We start from the raw sequence: 21,335 nt of genomic DNA, 5'->3' as shown, positions 1-21,335 counted from the left end.
AGATACCTGCGCATACTGTCAAAGAACTTTGGAATCGGCCTCAGCGCCTTCTTCCGTGTGCCCCGACGTTTCCGTCGTTGCGAGCCGCCCATTATAGACCGGCTTATCTGCTTCGTCAACACCTTTTTTCAAGGCCGTTTCACCGTAGTGAACCGTTGTTGCCGATGCCGCTTCGTCGTTCGCCTCAGAGGCTTTCGTCGTTGCGAGCCGCCTATTATGTCAGGCTTTTCGTTTCCGTCAACACCTTCTTTCGAAGCAGTTGAAGTCCTGTTCCTTCGCGGTTGCCGCCTTGCGGTGGCCCCTGCGTCGGGGGAGGGAAAGTATGTCCCTATCCGGGTCGTTTGTGAAGGGGGTGGACGACATTTTTTCACGTCGTCTCTCCCACATTCATGCTGGAAGGGGTCCGGATCGCCCGAACCCCTTGTGCCACTTAGGCCGCGACCAGCAACACGCGTGCGAAGGTGCGCTTGCCAACCTGCAGCAGGCCTTCGAAACCGGGCACGAACACCTGCTGGGCATCCTCCACCACCTCGCCATCCACCTTCACCGCACGCTCTTTGAGCTTGCGGGAGGCTTCGGAGTTGCTCGGGGTGAGGCCGGCAGCCGTCAGCAGGGCACCAATACGCAGGCCTTCGGCCGGGATGGTCACTTCCTGCAGCGGCAGCAGGGTCACATCGCCCTGCCCGGTCACCGCGGCATTCCAACCGGCGATGGCCTGTTCGGCCGCCGCCGCATCATGGAAGCGGGTGGTCAGCTCACGGGCCAGGCGCAGCTTCACCTCGCGCGGGTTCAACCCGCCCGCCTGGACCTGCTCACGCAGGGCCTTGGCCTCGGCCTGGCTGATATCAAAGGAGAGCAGCTCGATCCAGCGCCACATCAGGTCGTCGCCGATCTTCATCGTCTTGGTGACGATGTCGATGGCCGGTTCGCTGATACCAATATAGTTGTTGAGCGACTTGGACATCTTGGCCACACCGTCCAAGCCTTCCAGCAACGGCATGGTCAACACGATCTGCGGCTTCTGCCCGTAGTGCTCCTGCAGGCCACGGCCCATCAGCAGGTTGAACTTCTGGTCGGTACCGCCCAGTTCAACGTCCGCTTCCAGCGCGACCGAGTCGTAACCCTGCACCAGCGGGTACAGGAACTCATGCAGGGCAATGGACTGCTGGGCGGCATAGCGCTTGGCGAAGTCGTCGCGCTCGAGCATGCGCGCCACGGTGTGCTGGCCAGCCAGGCGGATCATGTCGGCGGCGGCCATCTTGCCGAACCACTCCGAATTGAAGCGCACTTCGGTCTTTTCGCGGTCCAGCACCTTGAAGACCTGGTCTTCATAGGTACGCGCGTTGGCCAGCACATCTTCCTTGGTGAGCGGCTTGCGGGTGACGTTCTTGCCCGAGGGGTCGCCGATCATCCCGGTGAAGTCGCCGATCAGGAAGATCACCTGGTGGCCGAGGTCCTGGAACTGGCGCAACTTGTTCAACAGCACGGTGTGGCCCAGGTGCAGGTCCGGTGCGGTGGGGTCGAAGCCGGCCTTGACCCGCAGCGGACGGCCGCTTTCCAGACGCTGGCGCAGTTCGTCGGATTTGAGGATCTCATCGGCGCCTCGCCCGATCAGGGCAATGGCTTCTTCAATCGAGGACACGTGACAACTCCCGGCAATGCCTTATTTATATGAATGACGTTAAGTACAAGTTAACCGCAGGTGCTTCACAAAAGCCAATAGGCACAAGGGTTTGACGCGGTATTTATACCTGTCTATGTTACCGACGTTTGGGCCCGCGCTCCCGGGCCAGCCAGGAACAGACCGACGATGCTCAATTCCGATCAAGGCCGCGCGCGCAAGCAGCGCTTCAAGGAACGTCTCAACGTCCTCCACGACACCGCCCTCCATCGGAAGCTCAAACAGCATCTTCCCGCGGCCTTCAACCAGCGCTGGACCCGCCGCCACTGGATGCACGCCAGCCTGTTCGCCACCATCGGCGCCCTGGTGGCCACGATCGTCCCCGGCTTCTCGCACACCATCGATTCGCCCTACTCGGTCAGCCATTCGACCTTGGCGCTGCCGTTGCCGCCGCTGTCGCTGGAACGCCAGCAGCAGACCCCGGGCGACAGCTGGCAGGTGCTGCGCGTGCAGCGCGGCCAGACCCTGAGCAATCTGTTCGACCAGGCCGGCATCCCGGCCACGGTGATGCACCAGGTGCTGGAGCACCCCGGTGTGCGCGAATCGCTGACCAAGCTGCGCCCGGGTGCGGAGATCGCCTTCGACCTGCCGCTGTCCGGTGAGCTGCGCACGATCCGCTTCGACCGCGATGCCGACAACCGCGTGGAGCTGTCCCTGGCTGGCGACAAGATCACCGAAACGGTGAGTAAGCGCGAGAGCTCGACCCGCCGCGTGGTCGCCAGTGGCGAGATCACCAGCTCCCTGTATGCCGCCGCGCGCAAGGCGGGGTTGTCGCCCTCGGCGATTGCCACGATGACCGACGAGATCTTCAAGTACGACATCGACTTCTCCAAGGACCTGCAGCCGGGCGACCGCTTCAGCGTGGTGCTGGATGAAACCTGGCGCGAAGGCGAGAAGGTGGACACCAGCAAGATCCTCGCGGCGACCTTCAGCTCGGGCGGCAAGACCTACAGCGGCTTCCGCTTCGACCGCAACGGCAAATCGGAGTACTTCGATGCCAGCGGCCGCCCGCTGAAGAAGAGCTTCATCCGCATGCCGATCCAGTTCGCGCGCTTGAGCTCGAGCTTCGGCGCGCGCAAGCACCCGGTGCTGGGCAAGATGCGCATGCACAAGGGCGTGGACTACGCCGCGCGTACCGGCACCCCGATCATGGCCGCCGGCGATGCCCGCGTGCAGTTCGCCGGGACCCAGCGCGGTTACGGCAACGTGGTGATACTGGATCATGGCCGCGGCCACACCACCCTGTACGGGCATATGTCGCGGTTCGGCAAGATCAAGACTGGCCAGCGCGTGGCCCAGGGCACCGTGATCGGCTACGTCGGCTCGACCGGCATGGCCACCGGCCCGCACCTTCACTACGAATTCCGCGTCAACGGCGTGCACCGCAATCCGCTGTCGGTGACGATGCCGCCGCCGGAGCCGCTGCAGGGCGCCGAGCTGGCTGCCTTCCGTGCCCAGACCGCCCCCGCGCTGGCGCGGATCCAGGGCATGGAGAAGCTGATCTACGCCGATGCCAGCCCGGCACCGGATGCCAAGGCCACCGATACGGCCACGGCGAAGGCCGGCAAGCCGGTCAAATCCAACCGCGGCTGATCGCTGCGATTGACGGCGGCAACGGGTTGCGCGGAAGCTGCACGCAACCCGTTGGACCGCCTGGCCATGACCTCTGCTGTTGATCCCACCACCCCGCTCTACCTGGGCCTGATGTCCGGCACCAGCGCCGACGGCATCGATGCCGCGCTGGTGCAGTTCCCCACCGAGGGTGGCTGCCGCTTCGTCCAAGGCCTGACCCACGACTGGGATCCGGCCATCCGCGCCGAGCTGATCGCACTGGGGGAAGGCGGCACCATCACCTCGCTTGATGCACTGGGCCGCCTTGATGCCCAGGTCGGGATCACCTTCGCAGCGGCCGCCAACCGCCTGTTGGACAGCGCGCGCATCGACCGCACCCAGGTGCAGGCGATCGGCTCGCATGGGCAGACGGTGCGCCATCGGCCGCTGGCTGATCCAGCCTTCACGATGCAGATCGGCGATGCCAACCGCATCGCCGAACTGACCGGCATCACCACCGTGGCCGATTTCCGCCGCCGCGATGTCGCCGCTGGCGGGCATGGCGCGCCGCTGATGCCGGCCTTCCACCTGGCGATGCTGGGCGACAGCGATGAAGACCGCGCCGTGCTCAACCTGGGCGGCATCGGCAATCTCACCCTGATCCCGCGCGACGGGACACCGCGCGGCTTCGATACCGGCCCGGCCAATGCGCTGATGGATGCCTGGTGCCAGCGCCATCGCGGCGAACCGTTCGATGCCGATGGCGCGTTCGCGGCCAGTGGCCAGGTCGATGCGGCGCTGCTGGCCCGCTGGCTGGCCGATCCGTGGTTTGCGTTGCCGCCGCCGAAGAGCACCGGGCGCGAGCAGTTCCACCTGGACTGGGCGCAGGCGCAGCTGGGCGAGGGGCAGGTCTCCGGCGCGGATGTGCAGGCAACCCTGCTGGAACTGACGGCCGCCACCGTGGCCGATGCGCTGCTGGCGCACCTTCCGGGCGCGAGGCGGGTGCTGGTCTGCGGCGGTGGCGTGCGCAATCCGCAGCTGCTGCGGCGCCTCGGCGCGCGCCTGCCGGGCGTGGTGATCGAGTCCAGCGCGGTGCACGGGCTGGATCCGGATTATCTGGAGGCGATGGGGTTTGCGTGGTTGGCACAGCGCACGCTGGCCGGGCTGCCGGGCAATCTGCCGAGCGTGAGTGGTGCGCGCGGACCCCGGATTCTGGGGGCGATCCATCCCGCCTGAGGTGGCGTGGTGCCGGGCGCCGCGGGGTGCACCGTGATCACGCCTGCGCCGGGCAGCACTGGCGGGCCGTTACAGCCCCTGCGCGTCCGGCAACGCCTGCAGGGCGGCGATGGCATCGGCCAGCGCGTCGACCTCGGGATCGTGGAAGCCGCTGCGGACCTCCAGTTCGCTGGCGAACAGGCCTTGCTCCAGCAGCGCCACGCAGGTGTCCTCACGGGTCCAGCCGCGCGCAACCGCAATGCGGCGGATACGTTCCAGCAACAGCGGGTCCACCTCCCGCAGCAGTAGATCAGCCATCGTTCTCCCCGTTGGCGCGCCGCCATCCCCGCGGTCACTGTGCCGGCATGATCCATCAGGCCCTGCCGGCACGCAAACCCGTCAGGCCGTGCTGCGGTCCCGGATCCGTGGCCACAGCCAGATCAGCAGCAGCAGGGTCGGGATGACCGTGGTGGCGCTGAGGATGAAGAAGGTGCTGTAGGAGCTCGCCTCCACGATGTAACCGGAGACGCCGCCGACGAACTTGCCCGGCAGGTTGGCCAGCGAGACCAGCAGCGCGTACTGGGTGGCAGTGAAGTTGCGGTCGGTCAGCGAGGACATGAAGGCGACCAGCACGGTGCCGGCAAAGCCCTGGAACAGGTTGTCCGCACTCAGCGCCGCATAGAACGCCCACAGCTGGCCCGGGTTGTGCGCCATCAGCAGGAACGCCAGGTTGGACAGCGCCACGCCCAGCGCGGCGACCAGCAGCATGCGGCGGAAGCCGAACGCGGCCACCGCGATGCCACCGAGGAAGGCACCGCCGATGCCCATCCACACCCCGAACAGCTTGGAGACGGTGGCGATATCGGCCTTGGTGAAGCCCGAATCCAGATAGAACGGACCGGCCATCACCCCGATCACCTGATCCGGGAACTTGTAGAGCCCGACGAAGGCCAGCAGCACCAGCGCCAGCACCACACCGTTGGTGCTGAAGAAGCTGGCGATCGGCTGCCAGAACGCGCCGAAGAAATCGATCCGGCGCTGGATGCGCACTTCCGGCTGCTCCGGCTCGCGGCACAGCAGCGTGGTGATGATCGGCAGGATCATCAAGGCGGCCATGGCCAGGTACGCCACGATCCAGCTCTCGAACTGGGCCAGGTACAACGCGCCCGCGCCGGCCAGGATCAGGCCGATGCGATAGCCCAGCGTGTAGGTCGCGGCCAACGCGGCCTGGGCGCTCTCCGGCGCGATCTCGATGCGGTAGGCGTCGACCACCGAATCCTGGGTGGCACCGGCGAACGAAGCCACCAGCACCCACAGGACCAGTGGGGTGACACCGAGTTCGGGGCGGACGAAGGCCAGCGCGAACAACCCGCCGGTGACCGCGATCTGCGAGGCGAGCAGCCAGGAACGGCGGCGCCCGAGGAAGCCGATCAGCGGAAATGCGTAGCGGTCAATCAGCGGCGCCCAGACGAACTTCATCAGATAGAAGAAGCTGGCCAGGCTGATCAGGCCGATGCTGCCCAGGTCCAAACCGACATCACGCAGCCGGGTGGAGAGGGTCTGCGAGGCGATCAGCAGGAACGGCAGGCCGCTGCCGAAGCCGAGGAAGGCCATCGTCAGCGCCGAGGGCGTACCGAAGGCACGCTTGATCCCCGCCCAGCCCTTGTAGGACATCGGCTCGACCGCTTCACTCATGGGGCGTAGTCCACCGTGAACGGCGCATGGTCGGAGAAGCGCTCATCGCGGTACACCGAGCAGCTGCGCAGGCGCTCGCGCAGGCCCGGGCTGACGAACTGGTAATCAATGCGCCAGCCGACATTGTTGGCGCGCGCCTGGCCGCGGTTGCTCCACCAGGTGTAGTCCTCACCCTGCGGGTGCAGCAGGCGGTAGGCATCCGTCCAGCCTTGGCCGGCGGCGATATCCAGCGCCTGGTCGGCGTCCACGCACTGGCCGTTGAGCCAGTCGCGCTCGGGCGGCAGGCAGCCGGAGTTCTTCTGGTTGGATTTCCAGTTCTTGATGTCCAGCGCGGACCGCACGATGTTCCAGTCGCCGCACAGGACGTAGTCGCGGCCACTGGCCAGCCAGCCGGCCAGGATCGGGCGCAGCCACTCCATCACTTCGTACTTGAAGCCCTGGCGCAGATCGCCCGAGCTGCCCGAGGGGATATAGAAGGAGACCACGCTGAGGTTGCCGTAGCGGGCCTCGATGTAGCGGCCCTCATCGTCGAACGGGCCCCAGCCCAGCGAGGTGATCACCTGGTCCGGCTCGCGCTTGCTGTAGATCGCCACGCCGCTGTAGCCCTTCTTGGTGATGGCGTCGCGGTAGAAGCAGTGGTGGCCGTCCGGGCGGAACATCGGGTCGGTCAGCTGGTCTTCCTGGGCCTTGGTTTCCTGGATGCACAGGACATCGGCGTCCTGGGCGCGGAACCACTCGAGAAAGCCCTTGGTGGCGGCGGAACGGATGCCATTGGCGTTGAAACTGATGATGCGCATGCTGACCCGGGTCTGGAACGATACCGGCAAGAGCATACCGTTTCGGCCCTTGCAGGGGCTGGCTGGAAACGGACGCGATTGCCGCCCGCGGGCACCTGACGATGCCGTCTCGCCAACCTGTGCGACACCGGGCCGCAGGGGCCGGCGAGCGGAAAAGTGCGGGCATGCATTAGGATTTGCGCTCCAAATGAATTGAATTGAGTCTTGATGAGCGACCATCGCCACCGTTTCCTGCAACTGGCCCTGACCGCCGATGCCCTGCGTTTCGGCCAGTTCACCCTGAAGTCCGGCCGTCTGAGCCCCTATTTCTTCAATGCCGGCCGGTTCGATTCCGGCGCGCGGATGTCCCAGCTGGCGGCGTGCTACGCCGATGCCGTGGAAGCGACCGGGCTGAAGTTCGACGTCGTGTTCGGCCCGGCCTACAAGGGCATTCCGCTGGCCACCGCGACCGCCTGTGAGTTCGCCCAGCGCGGCCGCGACCTGCCGCTGTCGTTCAACCGCAAGGAAGCCAAGGACCACGGCGAAGGCGGCAACCTGATCGGCGCCGACATGAACGGTAAGCGCGTGCTGATCGTGGATGACGTGATCACCGCTGGCACCGCGATCCGCGAAGCGCTGGCGATCATCAAGGGCGCCGGTGGCACCCCGGCCGGCATCGTGGTCGCACTGGACCGCCAGGAGATCGCCTCGGAAACCGACCGCCGTTCGGCCGCGCAGGCCGTGGCCGAAGAAGCCGGCATTCCGGTGGTCGCCGTGGCCACGCTGGCCGACCTGCTTGATTTTGCCTCCGGAAATCCGGAACTTGTCGGCTACCGGCAGCCGCTGGAGGACTATCGTTCCCGCTACGGCAGCCGTCCTACGCGTTGAGAGCAGGGGGCTTTCACCATGTCCAGGTTTGCCACGTTCACCGTTGTCGGCCTGTTGCTGGCCGTGCCGCTGTTGCCTGCCCAGGCGCAGAAGCGCACGGCTGATGCGACGCCGAAGAAGCTGTACTGCTGGAACAAGGGCAGCGAGCGGATCTGCAGTGATGCCCTGCCCCAGGAGGCGGTGAACAGCGCGCGCGAGGAGTTCAACCTGCGCAGCGGCATGCGCAGTGGTGAAGTGCAGCGCGCGTTGACCGACGAAGAGCGCGCCGATGCCGCTGCGCAGGCCGCGCAGCAACGCCTGGACCTCGCCGCCGAGCAGACCCGCCAGCGCACCGAGCAGGCGATGCTGGCCACGTATGAAAGCGAGGACGAGCTGCGCCGGGTGTTCGCCGAGCGCAGCGGGATCCTGGACAACAACATCCACACCGCCAGTTATAACGTGGCCAGCGTGCGTGATGCGCTGGTCACCCTGCTGGCCACTGCGGGCAACCGCGAGCTGGATGGCCAGCCGGTGCCGGACAAGCAGGCCGAGCGCATCCGTGAGCGGCATGCCGAGCTGGTGGCGCAGCGGCGCATGCAGGCCTCGTTCGAGCAGCAGCGCCGGGCGCTGGATGTAGAGATCGAGAGCACGCTGCAGCGCTATCGGTTGTTGAAGGGTGTGGGGAGCGATCCGCGCGGGTAAGGGTGGATGTGCGATTGCGTTGAAACGAAGGCGGCCTTTTGGGTCGCCTTTTTGGTTTTTGTCCTTGCGGCAGGCACGGAGCGCGCTCTGAACTTTTCCGGAAGCAGGAGCGGTGAGTTGGTCGGGCGCTGGAGCGCGACGCCCTTGCCGGCGACGCCCCCGGCGTCGGCCTGCGGCCGCCCCCTCCTCCTTTATTTCGCCCACAAGGGCATCGCGCCCCACGTGTACAGACCACTGGCGGCCAACAGCAAGTTCGCTGTCTCGCACGCGTACCGCACGCTGAGCTCCGTAGCGGCCGGTAGGTCCCTGGGCAAAATCAAGGAGGAGGCTGTCGCCGTCAGGCGGCGGCCGGGGGACATTTGCCGAGGGGCCTGCCGGTCGCTGCGGGGCGTAACGTTCGCACCACAGACGCACCTTTTTATGCACTTTTTACGCGGGGCGCCGGTTTCGGGCGTGGAGCGTTTATGCCGGGCAGGCAGACCATGAGCGCCTGACGTGGAGTGGTTCCACCTGGACGTCCCATGAGCCCGTATATGCCTGTCTTCCCCGCCGGTGCCCCGTGCACCCCGCGCTCCCTTTCCCGCGTTTGAGGCCACGACCATGTCTGCCTGGCTTTCCCTGCTGTGCGGTGTGCTGGTGCTCGTTGCCGCCGCCTATCTGCTGTACGTCGTGCTTCGGCCCGAAACCTTCTGACCGGAGCCGACCATGACCGAGATCCTGTTGATCCTGCTGGCCAGCATCGCGCTGGCCTTTCCGCTTGGGCTGTACCTGGCCCGGGTGATGCGCGGTGGCCCGATGCGCGGCGACGCGCTGTTCGGGTGGATTGAAAAACCGCTGTACCGGCTGCTCGGGGTGAACCCGGCGCGCGGCATGTCCTGGCGTGGCTACGTGGGTGCCTTCCTGCTCAGCAACGTGGTGATCGCGGTGCTGGTACAGGCGGTCTTCATGACCCAGGCCTGGCTGCCGTTCAATCCCGACCAGATCCCCAACCTGCGCTGGGATACCGCGCTGCACACGATGGTGTCGTTCCTGACCAACACCAACCAGCAGCACTATTCCGGCCAGGCGCAGCTGTCCTACTTCGCGCAGATGACCGCGATCACCGGCCTGCAGGTGGTGACGCCGATGATGGGCCTGGCGTTGGTGGTGGCCACCCTGCGTGCGCTGTTCAGTGCGCGCCCTGAGGATGTGCCGGCCGACCAGGCCGCGCTGCTCAGTGCGGACCGCCGTGTCGATGTGGGCAACTACTACGCCGATGTGGTGCGCGCGTGCGTGCGCTTCATGCTGCCGCTGTGCCTGCTGTGGGCGGTGCTGCTGACCAGCCAGGGCGTGCCCGCCACGCTCGCCGGTGGTCCGCAGGCCACGCCGATCGATGCCGCGGCCGGCATGGAGACGCAGAAGATTCCGCTCGGCCCGGTCGCGGCGATGGTCGCGGCCAAGCAGCTGGGCACCAATGGCGGTGGCTGGTACGGCCCGAACAGCGCGATGCCGCTGGAGAACCCGACCCCGCTGTCCAATGCGCTGGAACTGATCGGCATCCTGCTGATCCCGATCGCGGTGATCTTCATGCTCGGCGCATTTACCGGACGCAAGCGCCTGGCCGGGCTGGTGTTCGGCTGCATGCTGGCGATGTCCAGCGTGTCGATCGCCGCCACCGTGTGGCTGGAGGGTCACTCGGCCACCGCCGCCAGCCCGCTGCTGATGGAGGGCAAGGAAGTGCGCTTCGGTGCCGATGGCACGGGGTTGTGGGCCGCGATCACCACCCAGGTGTCGAACGGTTCGGTCAACGGCATGCATGACTCGCTCAGCCCGCTGGCCGGTGCCGTGCCGATGGTCAACATGCTGGTCAACGCGATCTGGGGCGGCATCGGCTGCGGCCTGCAGCAGTTCATCGTGTACCTGATGCTGGGCGTGTTCCTGGCCGGGCTGATGACCGGCCGCACGCCGGAACTGTTCGGCCGCAAACTGGAAACGCCGCAGGTGCGCCTGCTCGCGCTGCTGGTGCTGCTGCAGCCGATCACCATCCTGGGCTTCACCGCGCTGACCTTGGCGATCCCATCGATCACCGGCACCTCCAACCCTGGCTTCCACGGCATCAGCCAGGTGTTCTACGAGTACACCTCGGCGTTCGCCAACAACGGCTCGGGCTTTGAGGGCCTCGGCGATGCCACGGTGTGGTGGAACCTGAGCTGCACCCTGGTGCTGCTGCTGGGCCGCTACCCCGTGCTGGTGATCCCGTTGATCGTGGCCGCGCAGCTGGCGGCCAAGCGGCGGGCGCCGGAATCGGCCGGCACGCTGCAGATCGAAACCCCGACCTTCGCGCTGACCCTGATCGCGCTGATCGTCATCCTCACCGTATTGCAGTTCATGCCGGCACTGGTCCTTGGCCCGGTGGCCGACCACCTGTCGCTGACGCTGCACTGAGACCGCCTCCCATGAGTACGTATCCGTTGAACGTTTCTTCCCACCGCCGCCAGCGCCTGCTGGATGGCGCCGGCTGGCGCCGTGCCCTGCGCGATGCCGTGATCAAGCTCTCGCCGCGGCACCTGCTGCACAGCCCGGTGATGGCGGTGGTCATGGTCGGCACGGTGGTGAGCGCGCTGGTGACGCTGACCGGCAATGCGCCGCTGGGCTTCGGCCTGGCGGTCACCGCGATCCTGCTGCTGACCGTGCTGTTCGGCAACTTCGCCGAGGCCGTCGCCGAAGCGCGTGGCCGCGGCCAGGCCGCCTCGCTGCGGCGGGCCCGCCAGGACCTCAGCGCGCGCCGGCTGGCCGCTGCGCATGCCGGTGCCAGCGAGACCCAGGTCCCGGCCGCCGAGCTGCGCCCGGGCGACCATGTGATCGTCAGTGCCGGCGAGTTGATCCCGGCCGATGGCGAGATCGTGCAGGGCCTGGCCACGATCAACGAAGCCGCCGTGACCGGTGAATCGGCGCCCGTGCTGCGCGAGGCCGGCACCGACCGCAGTGGCGTGATCGGTGGCACCAAGGTGCTTTCCGACCAGATCATCGTGCGCATCACGGCCGAGCCCGGGCACAGCTTCCTGGACCGGATGATCGCGCTGGTGGAAGGCGCGAACCGCCAGAAGACCCCGAACGAGGTCGCCCTGACCCTGCTGCTGGCGGCGATGACGCTGACCTTCCTGGTGGTGGTGGCGACGCTGCCGGCGATCGGGGCATTCGTTGGCGTGCGGGTTGATCCGCTGCTGCTGATCGCGCTGCTGGTGTGTTTGATCCCCACCACCATCGGCGGCCTGCTGCCGGCGATCGGCATCGCCGGCATGAACCGCGCACTGGCCGCCAACGTGCTGGCCAAATCCGGCAAGGCGGTGGAAGTGGCGGGCGATGTGGACGTGCTGCTGCTGGACAAGACCGGCACCATCACCTACGGCGACCGCCAGGCCACGCATTTCCATGCCCTTGCCGGTATCGATGCCAGCCAGCTGCGCGAGGCGGCACTGCTGTCCTCGCTGGCCGACCCGACCCCGGAAGGCAAGTCGGTGGTGCGGCTGGCGCGTGAGCAGGGCTGCACCACGGCCGAGCCGGACCGCGCGGAGTATCTGGCCTTCAGCGCGCAGACCCGCATGTCCGGCGTCGATCTGGACGGCGGCCGCCGCATCCGCAAGGGCGCCTCCGATGCGATCACCGCGTACGTGCGTGAGCTGGGCGGCACGGTGCCGTCGGAGCTGCCAGGCCGCGTGGAGCAGGTGGCGCGCAACGGTGCCACCCCGCTGGTGGTGTGCGAAGGGCGCCATGTGCTGGGCGTGATCGAGCTGTCGGACGTGGTCAAGCACGGCATGCGCGAGAAGTTCGCGCAGCTGCGGGCGATGGGCATCCGCACGGTGATGATCACCGGCGATAACCCGCTGACCGCCGCCGCGATCGCGGCCGAGGCCGGTGTGGACGACTACATTGCCGAGGCACGCCCGGAAGACAAGCTCGCCCGCATCCGCGCCGAGCAGGCCGGCGGCCGCCTGGTCGCGATGGTCGGCGACGGCACCAACGATGCACCCGCACTGGCCCAGGCCGACATCGGCCTGGCGATGAACTCCGGTACCCAGGCCGCCAAGGAAGCCGGCAACATGGTCGATCTGGATTCGGATCCGGCCAAGCTGCTGGCGGTGGTGGAAGTGGGCAAGCAGCAGCTGATCACGCGCGGTGCGCTGACCACCTTCTCGCTGGCCAACGATGTCTCCAAGTACTTCGCGATCCTGCCGGCACTGTTCGCTTCGACCCTGCCGGCGATGGCGGCATTGAACGTGATGCACCTCTCCAGCCCGCGCAACGCGGTGCTGGCGGCGCTGATCTTCAATGCCCTGGTGATTCCGGCGCTGATCCCGCTGGCGTTGCGCGGGGTGCGCTTCCGTCCGGCCACGGCCACCGCGCTGCTGCGCCGGAACATGCTGGTGTACGGCCTGGGTGGCGTGCTGCTGCCGTTTGCGGCCATCAAAGTGATCGACCTCTTCCTTGTCTCGGTATTCGGCGCATGAACCGCTCGCTTGCTACGTCCGTTCCCCGTTCGGCGCGCAGCCGCGCGGCCGCCTCTACCCAGCTGCAGCAGGACAGCGCCTGGCGCCCGGCCCTCGTGCTCGGCGTGAGCAGCCTGCTGCTGCTCGGGCTTGCCTATGCCGTGGCCACCACCAGCGTGAGCCGACTGCTGTTTCCGGCGCAGGCCGATGGCAGCCTGCTGATCCGCGATGGGCAGGTGCGCGGCTCGCAGTTGATCGCCCAGCCGTTCGTCGGCGATGGCTACTTCCAGGCGCGGCCGTCGGCGGCCAACTATGACCCGATGGCCGCCGCCGGCAGCAACATGGCGCGCAGCAATCCTGCCCTGCGCGAGCGCGTGCAGGCCGCCATCGCCGCGGTGGCCGCACGCGAAGGCGTGGCCGCCGCGCAGGTGCCGGGCGATCTGGTGACCCAGTCCGGCGCGGGGATGGATCCGGAGCTGTCGCCGGCGGCGGCGCAGGTGCAGATCGCGCGCGTGGCGCGCAGTCGTGGGCTGCCGGTGGACCAGGTGGCGGCGCTGGTGAAGGCGCATACGCTGGGCCCGCAGTGGGGCGTGTTCGGGCAGCCACGGGTGAACGTGATGACATTGAACCTGGCGTTGGATACGCAGGGCGGACAGCTGGGCAGCGCTCGGCTCCACGGGATGCCTTGATGCGCTGCGTATCGTCCTGGGCGCACAATCCCAGCCCATGAGCGACTCCCGTACCCGCCAGGCCGATGCCCTGGTCGACAGCCTGCAGCGCGAAGCGGGCGGCAAACTCACCGTGTTCCTGGGTGCGGCCCCCGGCGTGGGCAAGACCTTCAGCATGCTCACCCGCGCACACGAGCAGCTGCGCCGCGGCGTGGACGTGGTGATCGGGCTGGTGGAAACCCACGGCCGCGCCGAGACCTCGGCGCTGCTGGCGGGCCTGCCACAGGTGCCGTTGCTGCAGCGCGAGTATCAACAGCACGCACTGGACGAGATGGATCTGGACGCGGTGCTGGCACGTCACCCGGCGCTGGTGCTGGTGGACGAGCTGGCCCATCGCAACGTGCCCGGCAGCCGCCACGAGCGGCGCTGGCAGGACGTGATGGAGCTGCTGGATGCCGGCATCGACGTGTGGACCACGGTCAACATCCAGCATCTGGAAAGCCTCAACGACGTGGTCATGCGGATCACCGGGGTGCGGGTCAGCGAGACCGTGCCCGATGCGGTGCTCGACCGCCTGCACGACATCGTGCTGGTGGACCTGCCGCCGCGCGAGCTGATCGAGCGCCTGCAGCAGGGCAAGGTCTATGTGCCGGAGCAGGCCGCGCAGGCGCTGCAGGCGTTCTTCTCGCCGGCCAACCTGACCGCGCTGCGCGAATTGGCGATGCAGGAAGCCGCCGACCGCGTGGACAGCAGCCTGCGCGAGACCCGTGCCGCGCGCGGCGAAGGCAACCTGCCGCTGCGCCGGCGGGTGCTGGTGGCGATCGATGGCGGCGGCCAGAGTGAGTACCTGGTGCGGGTCGGCCGGCGCATCGCCGAGCGGCGCGATGCGCCGTGGACGGTGGTGACGGTGCAGGCGCGCGCGCATGACGAGCAGACCCGACGCGAGATCGATGCGGCGTTCGCCCTCGCCCGCCGCCTCGGCGGTGAAGCGGAGCTGCTGCATGGCTCCAGCATCGCCGATGCACTGCTTGACCATGCCGCACACAACGGTGTCTCCACGCTGGTGCTCGGCCGCACGCGCGAGCGCCCGCTGGCGCGCATGCTCAACCGCACGCTGACCCAGCAGCTGATCCGGCGCGGTGCGCATTTCGAGATCACCATCATCGGTACGCCACAGGCGCGCGCGCGGGCGCGCCGGTCCGGGCTGTCGATACCCAGCCGCAGTGCCGGCAAGGATGCGCTGCTGGCACTCGGCGCCACGGCCGTTGCCTGCCTGGTGGCGCTGATCGCCGAACGCTGGATCGGGCTGTACGACCTCTCGATGGTGTTCATCGTGGCGGTGGTGATGGTCGCTGCGCGCAGCCGCACCAGTGCGGCGGTGATCGCCGCGGCGCTGTGTTTCCTGGCCTACAACTTCTTCTTCATCGCGCCGCGATTCACCTTCGCGATCAGCGCGCGCCAGGGCGTGATCACGGTCTTCCTGTTCCTGGCCGCCGCCCTGGTGGCCGGGCGACTGGCCTCGCGCCTGCGCATGCAGGTGGTGGCCTTGCGCGCGGCCAACCGGCACGCGCATGCGCGCCAGGTGCTTGGCCGGCAGCTGGCCAGTGCACCGAGCAACGAGCAGGTCGCGCAGGCCGGCCGCGAGGCGCTGGAACAGGCGATGGATGCCCCGGCGTGGCTGCGCATCGGGCACCACACCAGCGCCAGTGGCAGCGCCGCGCCGGGCGATACCGATCTGGCCGCGGCCGACTGGGCGCACCGGCACGGGCAGCCCAGCGGGCGCTTCACCGATACGCTGGCCGGTGCGGGCTGGTGGTTCCTGCCGCTGCTGGACGGCGACGACCGGGCCATCGGCGTGGCCGGCATGCGCTTCCCGCGCGAGGCGCCCCGGCTGACGCCGGAGCAGCGCCAGCTGGCCGAGGCAATGGTGGACGACATTGCCCAGGCCGCGCTGCGCACCCAGTTGGTGGCGGATCTGGAGAAGGCGCACGTGAGCAACGAGACCGAGCGGCTGCGCTCGGCGTTGCTGTCCTCGGTGTCGCATGACCTGCGCTCGCCACTGGCAGCGATGATCGGCTCGGCCGACAGCCTCTCCAGCTATGCCGATGCGATGGATGCCAGCGACCGGCGCGCCCTGCTGGACACCATCCTGGTCGAAGGCGAGCGCCTGGACCGCTACATCCAGAACCTGCTGGACATGACCCGGCTCGGCCATGACGGCCTGCAGATCAACCGCGACTGGATCGGTGTGGACGAACTGGTCGGTTCGGCTGCGCGGCGCCTGCAGCGCTATCAGCCCGACGTGCTGCTGAAGCTGGATATTCCCGCTGAACTGGCGCCGATCTGGGTGCATCCGGCGCTGGTCGAGCAGGCGGTGTTCAACGTGATGGAGAACGCGGCCAAGTTCTCTCCGCCCGGCGCGGCGGTGGAGGTACAGGCACGGCTGGTCGAGGGCGAGCTGCGCATCGATGTGCTCGATGCCGGGCCGGGCATTCCCGACGACGAGCGGGCTCGCATTTTCGACATGTTCTACAGCGTGGAACGCGGCGACCGCGGCCGGCATGGTACCGGGCTGGGCCTGACCATCTGCCAGGGCATGATCGGCGCGCATGGCGGCAGCGTGCAGGCGCTGCCGGGGCGCGACGGACGCGGTACCCTGATCCGCATCACCCTGCCCTTGCTGCACCCCCACCCTGCCGATGACAACGACGATTCCTGAGGCTTCCCACGGCGTGCCCCCGGCGCGCGTGCTGGTGATCGACGATGAAGCGCAGATCCGGCGCTTCCTGGAGATCAGCCTGCGCGCGCAGGGCTACCGCGTGTCCCAGGCCGCGACCGGCCAGGCCGGGCTGGAAGCGCTGGTCGGCGAAGGGGCGGACCTGGTGATCCTGGATATCGGCCTGCCCGACATGGAAGGCCATGACGTGCTGGGCGAGCTGCGCCAGTGGAGCCAGGTGCCGGTGATCATGTTGACCGTGCGCGCCAGCGAGACCGAGAAAGTGCGGGCGCTGGATGCCGGCGCCAACGACTACGTGACCAAGCCATTCGGCACGCAGGAGCTGATGGCGCGCGTGCGTGCACTGCTGCGCTCGCGCACGGTCTCCAGCGAGGGCGTGCTGCCACAGTTCGATGATGGGCACCTGCATATCGACCTGGTGCGGCGCGAAGTGCATCTGGACGGTGCGCCGGTGGCGCTGACGCGCAAGGAGTACGCGCTGTTGTCGCTGCTGCTGCGCAATGCCGGGCGGGTGGTGACCCAGCCGCAGATCCTGCAGGAGATCTGGGGGCCGACGCATCAGCACGACACGCATTACCTGCGGATCCTGGTCGGCAAGCTGCGCCACAAGCTGGGCGATTCGGCGCTGGATTCGCGCTATCTGTTCACCGAGCCGGGCGTGGGGCTTCGGTTCAAGGGGTGATCAACGGCATCCACGCCATGCGTGGATGCGCCCTCCCGGGGTCAGAAACCCAGTTCCACACCCGGCAGCAGCGGTTGCAGCTGCGCGCGGAACAGTGCCTTGATGCGCTCCAGCGCCGCTTCGTCATCGGCCTCGAAACGCAGCACCAGCACCGGCGTCGTGTTGGACGCGCGCACCAGGCCCCAGCCATCGGGGAAGTCGGCACGCAGGCCATCGATGGTGGACAGGCGCGCGCCGGCGAACGGCGACTCCTCCACCTGCACCGAGGACACGAACAACGACACCAGCGCGTGCGGGGTACCCGCGTCCACCGGCACCTTCAGCTCCGGGGTGGAGACGCTGTCGGGCAGTTCGTCCAACACCTCCGAGGGGCTCTCTTCGCGCTGGGCCAGGATCTCCAGCAGGCGCGCGGCGGCGTACAGGCCATCGTCGAAGCCGAACCAGCGTTCCTTGAAGAAGAAGTGCCCGCTCATCTCGCCCGCCAGCTCGGCGTCGGTTTCGCGCATCTTCGCCTTCATCAGCGAATGGCCGGTCTTCCACATCAGCGGGCTGCCACCGTTGCGCAGCACGTAATCGGAGAGCTTGCCACTGCACTTCACGTCGTAGATCACCAGCGCGCCCGGGTTGCGCATCAGCACATCGGCGGCGAACAGCATCAGCAGGCGATCGGCGTAGATGATCCTGCCTTCGCGGGTGACCACGCCGAGACGGTCGCCGTCGCCATCGAAGGCCAGGCCGATATCCGCATCGAAGCGCTTCACCGTCTGGATCAGGTCTTCCAGATTGTGCGGGTCGCTCGGGTCCGGATGGTGGTTCGGGAAGGTGCCGTCCACATCGCAGTACAGCGGAATGACCTCGGCACCGATCGCCTCCAGCAGCGGCTGGGCAAGCTCGCCGGCGACACCATTGCCCGCGTCGGCGACCACCTTGAGCGGGCGATCCAGCTGCACGTCGTCGGCGATGCGCTGGATGTAATCGGCATTCACGTCGCGGGTCTGGAAACTGCCCGGCTCGGGTGCCACGTGCAACTGGCCATCGCGGATGCGGTGGTACAGCTCGGTGATCGCATCGCCGGACAGCGTTTCGCCGCCGACCACGATCTTGAAGCCGTTGTAATCCGGCGGGTTGTGGCTGCCGGTCACCGCCACGCAGCTGCCGGCGCGCAGGTGGTAGCTGGCGAAGTACACCACCGGGGTCGGCGCCAGGCCGATATCGGTGACGTTGCAGCCGGCGCGGCGCAGGCCTTCGATCAGGCCGGCGGTGAGCTCGGGGCCGGACAGGCGACCATCGCGGCCCACCACGATGTCGCGCAGGCCCTGGACCTGCAGCACCGAGCCGACCGCCTGGCCGATCAGGGCGGCGACCTTGGGGGTCAGCTCGCGGCCGACGATGCCGCGGATGTCGTAGGCGCGGAAGATCTCGGCCGCGACGGTCTCGCCCGGCACGGACGGCGGCGGCGTTGCCGCTGCGGTTTCGTCAACGTTCTCGACGGCGGCCACCGCGAGCGGGGCCTGGGCCAGGCTTTCGCTCAAGGTCGGGCCGGTGTCGGCGGCGCTGTCGGCGGCACCGCGGCGGCGCGGCAACGGCACCTTGCCTTTGCCCAGCACCAGCAGCACGGCGATCAACAGCAGCAACACGGCGACAACCGCACTGGAGATCGCGCCGAGGCCCAACGGGCCCGGTTCGATGTCCGGCACCGCGGCAGACAGACGCAGGCCACTGGTGCCGACCGGACGTGCCAGCGCTTCAGCGCCGCCGGACAGCCCGCGGCTGCCCTGTTCAATCACGTTGTGATTGCCTTGGCGCAGGGCGAGATAGCCGGCGCCCGGCACGGCAACCTGGTCGAATATGCCGGTCAGCCGCAGCAGCGGCTGGCGCACGTAGACCACGGCCGCCCCCTGCGGGCCAAGCTCCACCGCCGCGGCCAGGCCGAGGCGCTGTCCGCCGGCATCGCGCACCACGCGGCCGACGGGTTTGTCATCGGCGATGGCCGCCTCGAGCAGGGCCAGGCGCGAGTAGCCGAAGGCCTTCGGATCGGCGTAGGCCGCATCGAGATCGGCGGTGAGGATCTGGACGTCTTCCACACCGGGCCAGCCTTCGCGGATGGCGACGGCGGCACCGTGTGCGTTGCCGCTGGCCAGTGCGCTGGCAACGCGCTCGGTCTTGAGCACCTTGCCGAACGTGCCGAGCTGACCGGTCAGCGCCGTCTGCAGCCCCTCGACCACCTGATCGCGCGACTGTTCAAGCTCGGCGCCAACGGCCGCCTGACGCCATTGGCGCACACCGCTCCACCCGAACCAGACCGCCAACAACACCAGCAGCACGGCCAACAGCGGCACCGAGCGCCCTGTGGTCAACCGCGGCCGTCCTTCCGCCTTCGCCTTGCTCATGAAGCTCCCCTGTCAGCGCACCCCGGTATGGCCGAATCCACCCGTTCCCCTGGCGCTGTCGGTGAAAGTATCCACTACCTGAAGCGCCACGCGTGCAATCGGCAGCACCACCAGCTGGGCGATGCGATCGCCGGGCTGCAGCGTGAACGGCTCACGGCCGCGGTTCCAGGCGCTGATCAGCAGCGGGCCCTGGTAATCGGCGTCGATCAGGCCGGTGCCGTTGCCCAGCACGATGCCGTGGCGATGGCCAAGCCCGGAGCGCGGCAGCACCACGGCGGCCAGGTTCGGATCGGCGATATGGATGGCGATGCCACTGGGAATCAGCGCGGTGTCGCCGGGCTGCAGGGTGAGTTCGGTCTCCAGCGCGGCGCGCAGATCCAGCCCGGCGCTGTGTTCGGTGGCGTAGGCCGGCAGCGGCCATTCGTCGCCGAAACGCGGGTCGAGCAGCTTGACCTGCAACGGCTGCAGGGAGGAATCGATGGTCATGCGTGCAACCTCTGGGCAATCAGGGACAACAGTTGTTCGGCCAACACGGCCTTGGAGGTGCCGGGGAACACCTGTTCGCCGCCCTGCCAGTAGGCCGTGGCCGCGTTTTCATCGCTCTCGAAACCGCCGGTGCTGATCCCGACCTGGTTGGCGATCACCAGGTCCAGGCGCTTGTCGACCAGCTTGCCGCGCGCGTACTTCTCCACATCGTGGGTCTCGGCGGCGAAGCCGACCACCAGCTTGAGCGCGTTGGTCTGCGTGGCCACTTCGGCCAGGATGTCCGGGGTGCGCACCAGCTCCAGCGTCAGGCTCTGGGTGTCGGCGGTCTTCTTCAGTTTCTGCGGGGCAACCTGGCGCGGGGTGTAATCGGACACCGCGGCCGCACCGATATAGATGTCGGCCGGCAACGCACCGAGCACCGCTTCGCGCATCTGCGCGGCCGAGCGCACATCAACGCGCTGCACACCGGCGGGCGTGGCCAGCTGGACCGGGCCACTGACCAGCACCACCTGCGCGCCCAGGCGGGCGGCGGCGGCGGCCAGGGCGTAACCCATCTTGCCGCTGCTGCGGTTGCCGACGTAGCGCACCGGGTCGATATCTTCATAGGTGGGGCCGGCGCTGATCAGCACGCGCAGGCCCTTCAGTTCACTGCTCGGCGGTGGCTCGGCGGGGGCCGGCGCGTGCAGCCCGGCCAGCGCGGCCACGATCGCGTTCGGTTCGGTGAGCCGACCGGGGCCGGACTCGCCTTCGGCCAATGGACCGTCTTCCGGCCCGATCACCTGGGCACCGCGCTCGCGCAGCAGGCCGATATTGGCCTGGGTGGCCGGGTGCAGCCACATGCGGTGGTTCATCGCCGGGCACACGGTCAGCGGCGCGGTCGTGGCCAGGCACAGGGTGGTGACCAGATCGTCGGCGTGGCCGTTGGCCAGGCGCGCGAGCAGATCGGCCGTGGCCGGCGCGACCACGACGCGATCAGCCCAGCGTGCCAGCTCGATATGGCCCATGGCCTGCTCGGCCGCGCTGTCCCACAGGGTGGTGCGGGTGGGCTGGCCGGACAGCGCCTGGAAGCTCAGTGGGGTGACGAACTGCTGGGCCCCGGCGGTCATCGCGACCTGCACCTGGGCTCCGGCATCGCGCAGGCGGCGCACCAGTTCCAGCGACTTGTAGGCAGCAATCCCGCCACCAACGCACAACAACAGCTTCTGGCCTTCCAACGGGCGCGCGGACGCCGGAGAAGCCTGGGGGGAGTCAGCCACCTTGGGTGTTCCTGTCGAACCGAGGCGATTAGCTTACCCGATGGTCCGTAAGCCGCCTGATGCGCCAGCGGCATAAGGAGGCAGGTTTTCGTCATAAGCAACCGCCTGACTTGGCACGATGCCCTGCATTTACCGACACGATGCCGCCCGGTTCACCGATGGT

General features: G+C 67.9%; 17 protein-coding genes. 10 read left to right on the top strand and 7 right to left on the bottom strand.

Annotation, left to right across the window (positions count from 1 at the left end):
• Nucleotides 1-430 precede the first annotated feature (430 nt).
• On the bottom strand, nt 431-1,642 hold the full coding sequence (tyrS, locus tag AC1DIQ_RS13805; protein ID WP_121044059.1) for a tyrosine--tRNA ligase: 1,212 nt from the start codon (nt 1,640-1,642) through the stop codon (nt 431-433).
• A 168-nt stretch (nt 1,643-1,810) separates the two neighbouring features.
• Here tyrS and AC1DIQ_RS13800 point away from each other — a divergent pair, with 168 nt between their 5' ends.
• Together AC1DIQ_RS13800 and AC1DIQ_RS13795 are read left to right on the top strand one after the other, a co-directional pair.
• A complete protein-coding gene (locus AC1DIQ_RS13800) occupies nt 1,811-3,274 on the top strand; it encodes a M23 family metallopeptidase (RefSeq protein WP_121044062.1) in 1,464 nt (487 codons plus the stop codon).
• A gap of 66 nt (nt 3,275-3,340) precedes the next feature.
• A complete protein-coding gene (locus AC1DIQ_RS13795; protein WP_152152852.1) occupies nt 3,341-4,468 on the top strand; it encodes an anhydro-N-acetylmuramic acid kinase in 1,128 nt (375 codons plus the stop codon).
• Nucleotides 4,469-4,537: 69 nt separating this feature from the next.
• Here the strand turns inward: AC1DIQ_RS13795 and AC1DIQ_RS13790 are convergent, their stop codons facing one another.
• The 3 genes from AC1DIQ_RS13790 to AC1DIQ_RS13780 all read right to left on the bottom strand — a co-directional run bounded on the left by AC1DIQ_RS13790 (nt 4,538) and on the right by AC1DIQ_RS13780 (nt 6,939).
• Nucleotides 4,538-4,765 (bottom strand): hypothetical protein, encoded by a 228-nt coding sequence (locus AC1DIQ_RS13790; protein ID WP_046272989.1) that lies wholly within the window; start codon nt 4,763-4,765, stop codon nt 4,538-4,540.
• A gap of 81 nt (nt 4,766-4,846) precedes the next feature.
• The gene (locus tag AC1DIQ_RS13785; protein WP_152152854.1) at nt 4,847-6,142 is read right to left on the bottom strand and encodes an AmpG family muropeptide MFS transporter; all 1,296 of its coding nucleotides are present in this window, start codon (nt 6,140-6,142) and stop codon (nt 4,847-4,849) included.
• On the bottom strand, nt 6,139-6,939 hold the full coding sequence (locus tag AC1DIQ_RS13780) for an exodeoxyribonuclease III (protein WP_478050243.1): 801 nt from the start codon (nt 6,937-6,939) through the stop codon (nt 6,139-6,141). The genes AC1DIQ_RS13785 and AC1DIQ_RS13780 overlap by 4 nt, the downstream gene beginning before the upstream one ends.
• A 207-nt stretch (nt 6,940-7,146) precedes the next feature.
• On the opposite strand from AC1DIQ_RS13780, the gene pyrE reads away from it, so the two are divergent.
• From pyrE to AC1DIQ_RS13740, 8 genes are all read left to right on the top strand, one after another.
• On the top strand, nt 7,147-7,806 hold the full coding sequence (pyrE, locus tag AC1DIQ_RS13775; protein WP_046272987.1) for an orotate phosphoribosyltransferase: 660 nt from the start codon (nt 7,147-7,149) through the stop codon (nt 7,804-7,806).
• A gap of 18 nt (nt 7,807-7,824) precedes the next feature.
• Entirely contained in the window at nt 7,825-8,487 is a 663-nt protein-coding gene (locus tag AC1DIQ_RS13770; protein WP_152152856.1) for a hypothetical protein, read from the top strand.
• Between the two features lie 600 nt (nt 8,488-9,087).
• Nucleotides 9,088-9,180, top strand: coding sequence for a potassium-transporting ATPase subunit F (locus AC1DIQ_RS13765; RefSeq protein ID WP_019183961.1), 93 nt, complete (start codon nt 9,088-9,090; stop codon nt 9,178-9,180).
• A gap of 12 nt (nt 9,181-9,192) precedes the next feature.
• Nucleotides 9,193-10,911 carry a potassium-transporting ATPase subunit KdpA gene (kdpA, locus tag AC1DIQ_RS13760; protein WP_152152858.1) on the top strand — a complete coding sequence of 573 codons (1,719 nt, stop codon included), beginning with the start codon at nt 9,193-9,195 and terminating at the stop codon, nt 10,909-10,911.
• Nucleotides 10,912-10,922: 11 nt separating this feature from the next.
• Complete coding sequence (gene kdpB, locus AC1DIQ_RS13755; RefSeq protein ID WP_478050237.1) at nt 10,923-12,974, top strand: potassium-transporting ATPase subunit KdpB; 2,052 nt, start codon at nt 10,923-10,925, stop codon at nt 12,972-12,974.
• On the top strand, nt 12,971-13,642 hold the full coding sequence (gene kdpC / locus AC1DIQ_RS13750) for a potassium-transporting ATPase subunit KdpC (RefSeq protein WP_478050236.1): 672 nt from the start codon (nt 12,971-12,973) through the stop codon (nt 13,640-13,642). The genes kdpB and kdpC overlap by 4 nt, the downstream gene beginning before the upstream one ends.
• Before the next feature lie 37 nt (nt 13,643-13,679).
• Nucleotides 13,680-16,340, top strand: a complete 2,661-nt coding sequence (locus AC1DIQ_RS13745) for an ATP-binding protein (protein ID WP_478050235.1) — start codon at nt 13,680-13,682, stop codon at nt 16,338-16,340.
• Nucleotides 16,321-17,040 carry a response regulator transcription factor gene (locus AC1DIQ_RS13740; protein ID WP_121044087.1) on the top strand — a complete coding sequence of 240 codons (720 nt, stop codon included), beginning with the start codon at nt 16,321-16,323 and terminating at the stop codon, nt 17,038-17,040. The genes AC1DIQ_RS13745 and AC1DIQ_RS13740 overlap by 20 nt, the downstream gene beginning before the upstream one ends.
• A gap of 41 nt (nt 17,041-17,081) precedes the next feature.
• Here AC1DIQ_RS13740 and AC1DIQ_RS13735 read toward each other — a convergent pair whose 3' ends face one another.
• The 3 genes from AC1DIQ_RS13735 to coaBC are packed head-to-tail and all read right to left on the bottom strand — an operon-like array spanning nt 17,082 to nt 21,172.
• On the bottom strand, nt 17,082-19,430 hold the full coding sequence (locus AC1DIQ_RS13735) for a phosphomannomutase/phosphoglucomutase (protein ID WP_121044090.1): 2,349 nt from the start codon (nt 19,428-19,430) through the stop codon (nt 17,082-17,084).
• A 12-nt stretch (nt 19,431-19,442) separates the two neighbouring features.
• Complete coding sequence (dut, locus tag AC1DIQ_RS13730; RefSeq protein WP_046272982.1) at nt 19,443-19,916, bottom strand: dUTP diphosphatase; 474 nt, start codon at nt 19,914-19,916, stop codon at nt 19,443-19,445.
• Entirely contained in the window at nt 19,913-21,172 is a 1,260-nt protein-coding gene (gene coaBC, locus AC1DIQ_RS13725; protein WP_121044094.1) for a bifunctional phosphopantothenoylcysteine decarboxylase/phosphopantothenate--cysteine ligase CoaBC, read from the bottom strand. The genes dut and coaBC overlap by 4 nt, the downstream gene beginning before the upstream one ends.
• Between the last annotated feature and the right edge of the window lie 163 nt (nt 21,173-21,335).

It is taken from the genome of Stenotrophomonas sp. 05L413, assembly GCF_056397945.1.
The sequence above is the reverse complement of the archived record's forward strand: the minus strand, read 5'-3'. Positions and strand labels throughout refer to the sequence as shown.

Bases quoted from the DNA above. Each gene is read 5' to 3' on its own strand.
- dut (WP_046272982.1), bottom strand. From the start codon at position 19,916: ATGACCATCGATTCCTCCCTGCAGCCGTTGCAGGTCAAGCTGCTCGAC.
- AC1DIQ_RS13735 (WP_121044090.1), bottom strand. From the start codon at position 19,430: ATGAGCAAGGCGAAGGCGGAAGGACGGCCGCGGTTGACCACAGGGCGC.
- pyrE (WP_046272987.1), top strand. From the start codon at position 7,147: ATGAGCGACCATCGCCACCGTTTCCTGCAACTGGCCCTGACCGCCGAT.
- AC1DIQ_RS13780 (WP_478050243.1), bottom strand. From the start codon at position 6,939: ATGCGCATCATCAGTTTCAACGCCAATGGCATCCGTTCCGCCGCCACC.
- kdpA (WP_152152858.1), top strand. From the start codon at position 9,193: ATGACCGAGATCCTGTTGATCCTGCTGGCCAGCATCGCGCTGGCCTTT.
- AC1DIQ_RS13745 (WP_478050235.1), top strand. From the start codon at position 13,680: ATGAGCGACTCCCGTACCCGCCAGGCCGATGCCCTGGTCGACAGCCTG.
- AC1DIQ_RS13770 (WP_152152856.1), top strand. From the start codon at position 7,825: ATGTCCAGGTTTGCCACGTTCACCGTTGTCGGCCTGTTGCTGGCCGTG.
- AC1DIQ_RS13740 (WP_121044087.1), top strand. From the start codon at position 16,321: ATGACAACGACGATTCCTGAGGCTTCCCACGGCGTGCCCCCGGCGCGC.
- AC1DIQ_RS13785 (WP_152152854.1), bottom strand. From the start codon at position 6,142: ATGAGTGAAGCGGTCGAGCCGATGTCCTACAAGGGCTGGGCGGGGATC.
- AC1DIQ_RS13765 (WP_019183961.1), top strand. From the start codon at position 9,088: ATGTCTGCCTGGCTTTCCCTGCTGTGCGGTGTGCTGGTGCTCGTTGCC.
- AC1DIQ_RS13800 (WP_121044062.1), top strand. From the start codon at position 1,811: ATGCTCAATTCCGATCAAGGCCGCGCGCGCAAGCAGCGCTTCAAGGAA.
- AC1DIQ_RS13795 (WP_152152852.1), top strand. From the start codon at position 3,341: ATGACCTCTGCTGTTGATCCCACCACCCCGCTCTACCTGGGCCTGATG.
- AC1DIQ_RS13790 (WP_046272989.1), bottom strand. From the start codon at position 4,765: ATGGCTGATCTACTGCTGCGGGAGGTGGACCCGCTGTTGCTGGAACGT.
- kdpC (WP_478050236.1), top strand. From the start codon at position 12,971: ATGAACCGCTCGCTTGCTACGTCCGTTCCCCGTTCGGCGCGCAGCCGC.
- kdpB (WP_478050237.1), top strand. From the start codon at position 10,923: ATGAGTACGTATCCGTTGAACGTTTCTTCCCACCGCCGCCAGCGCCTG.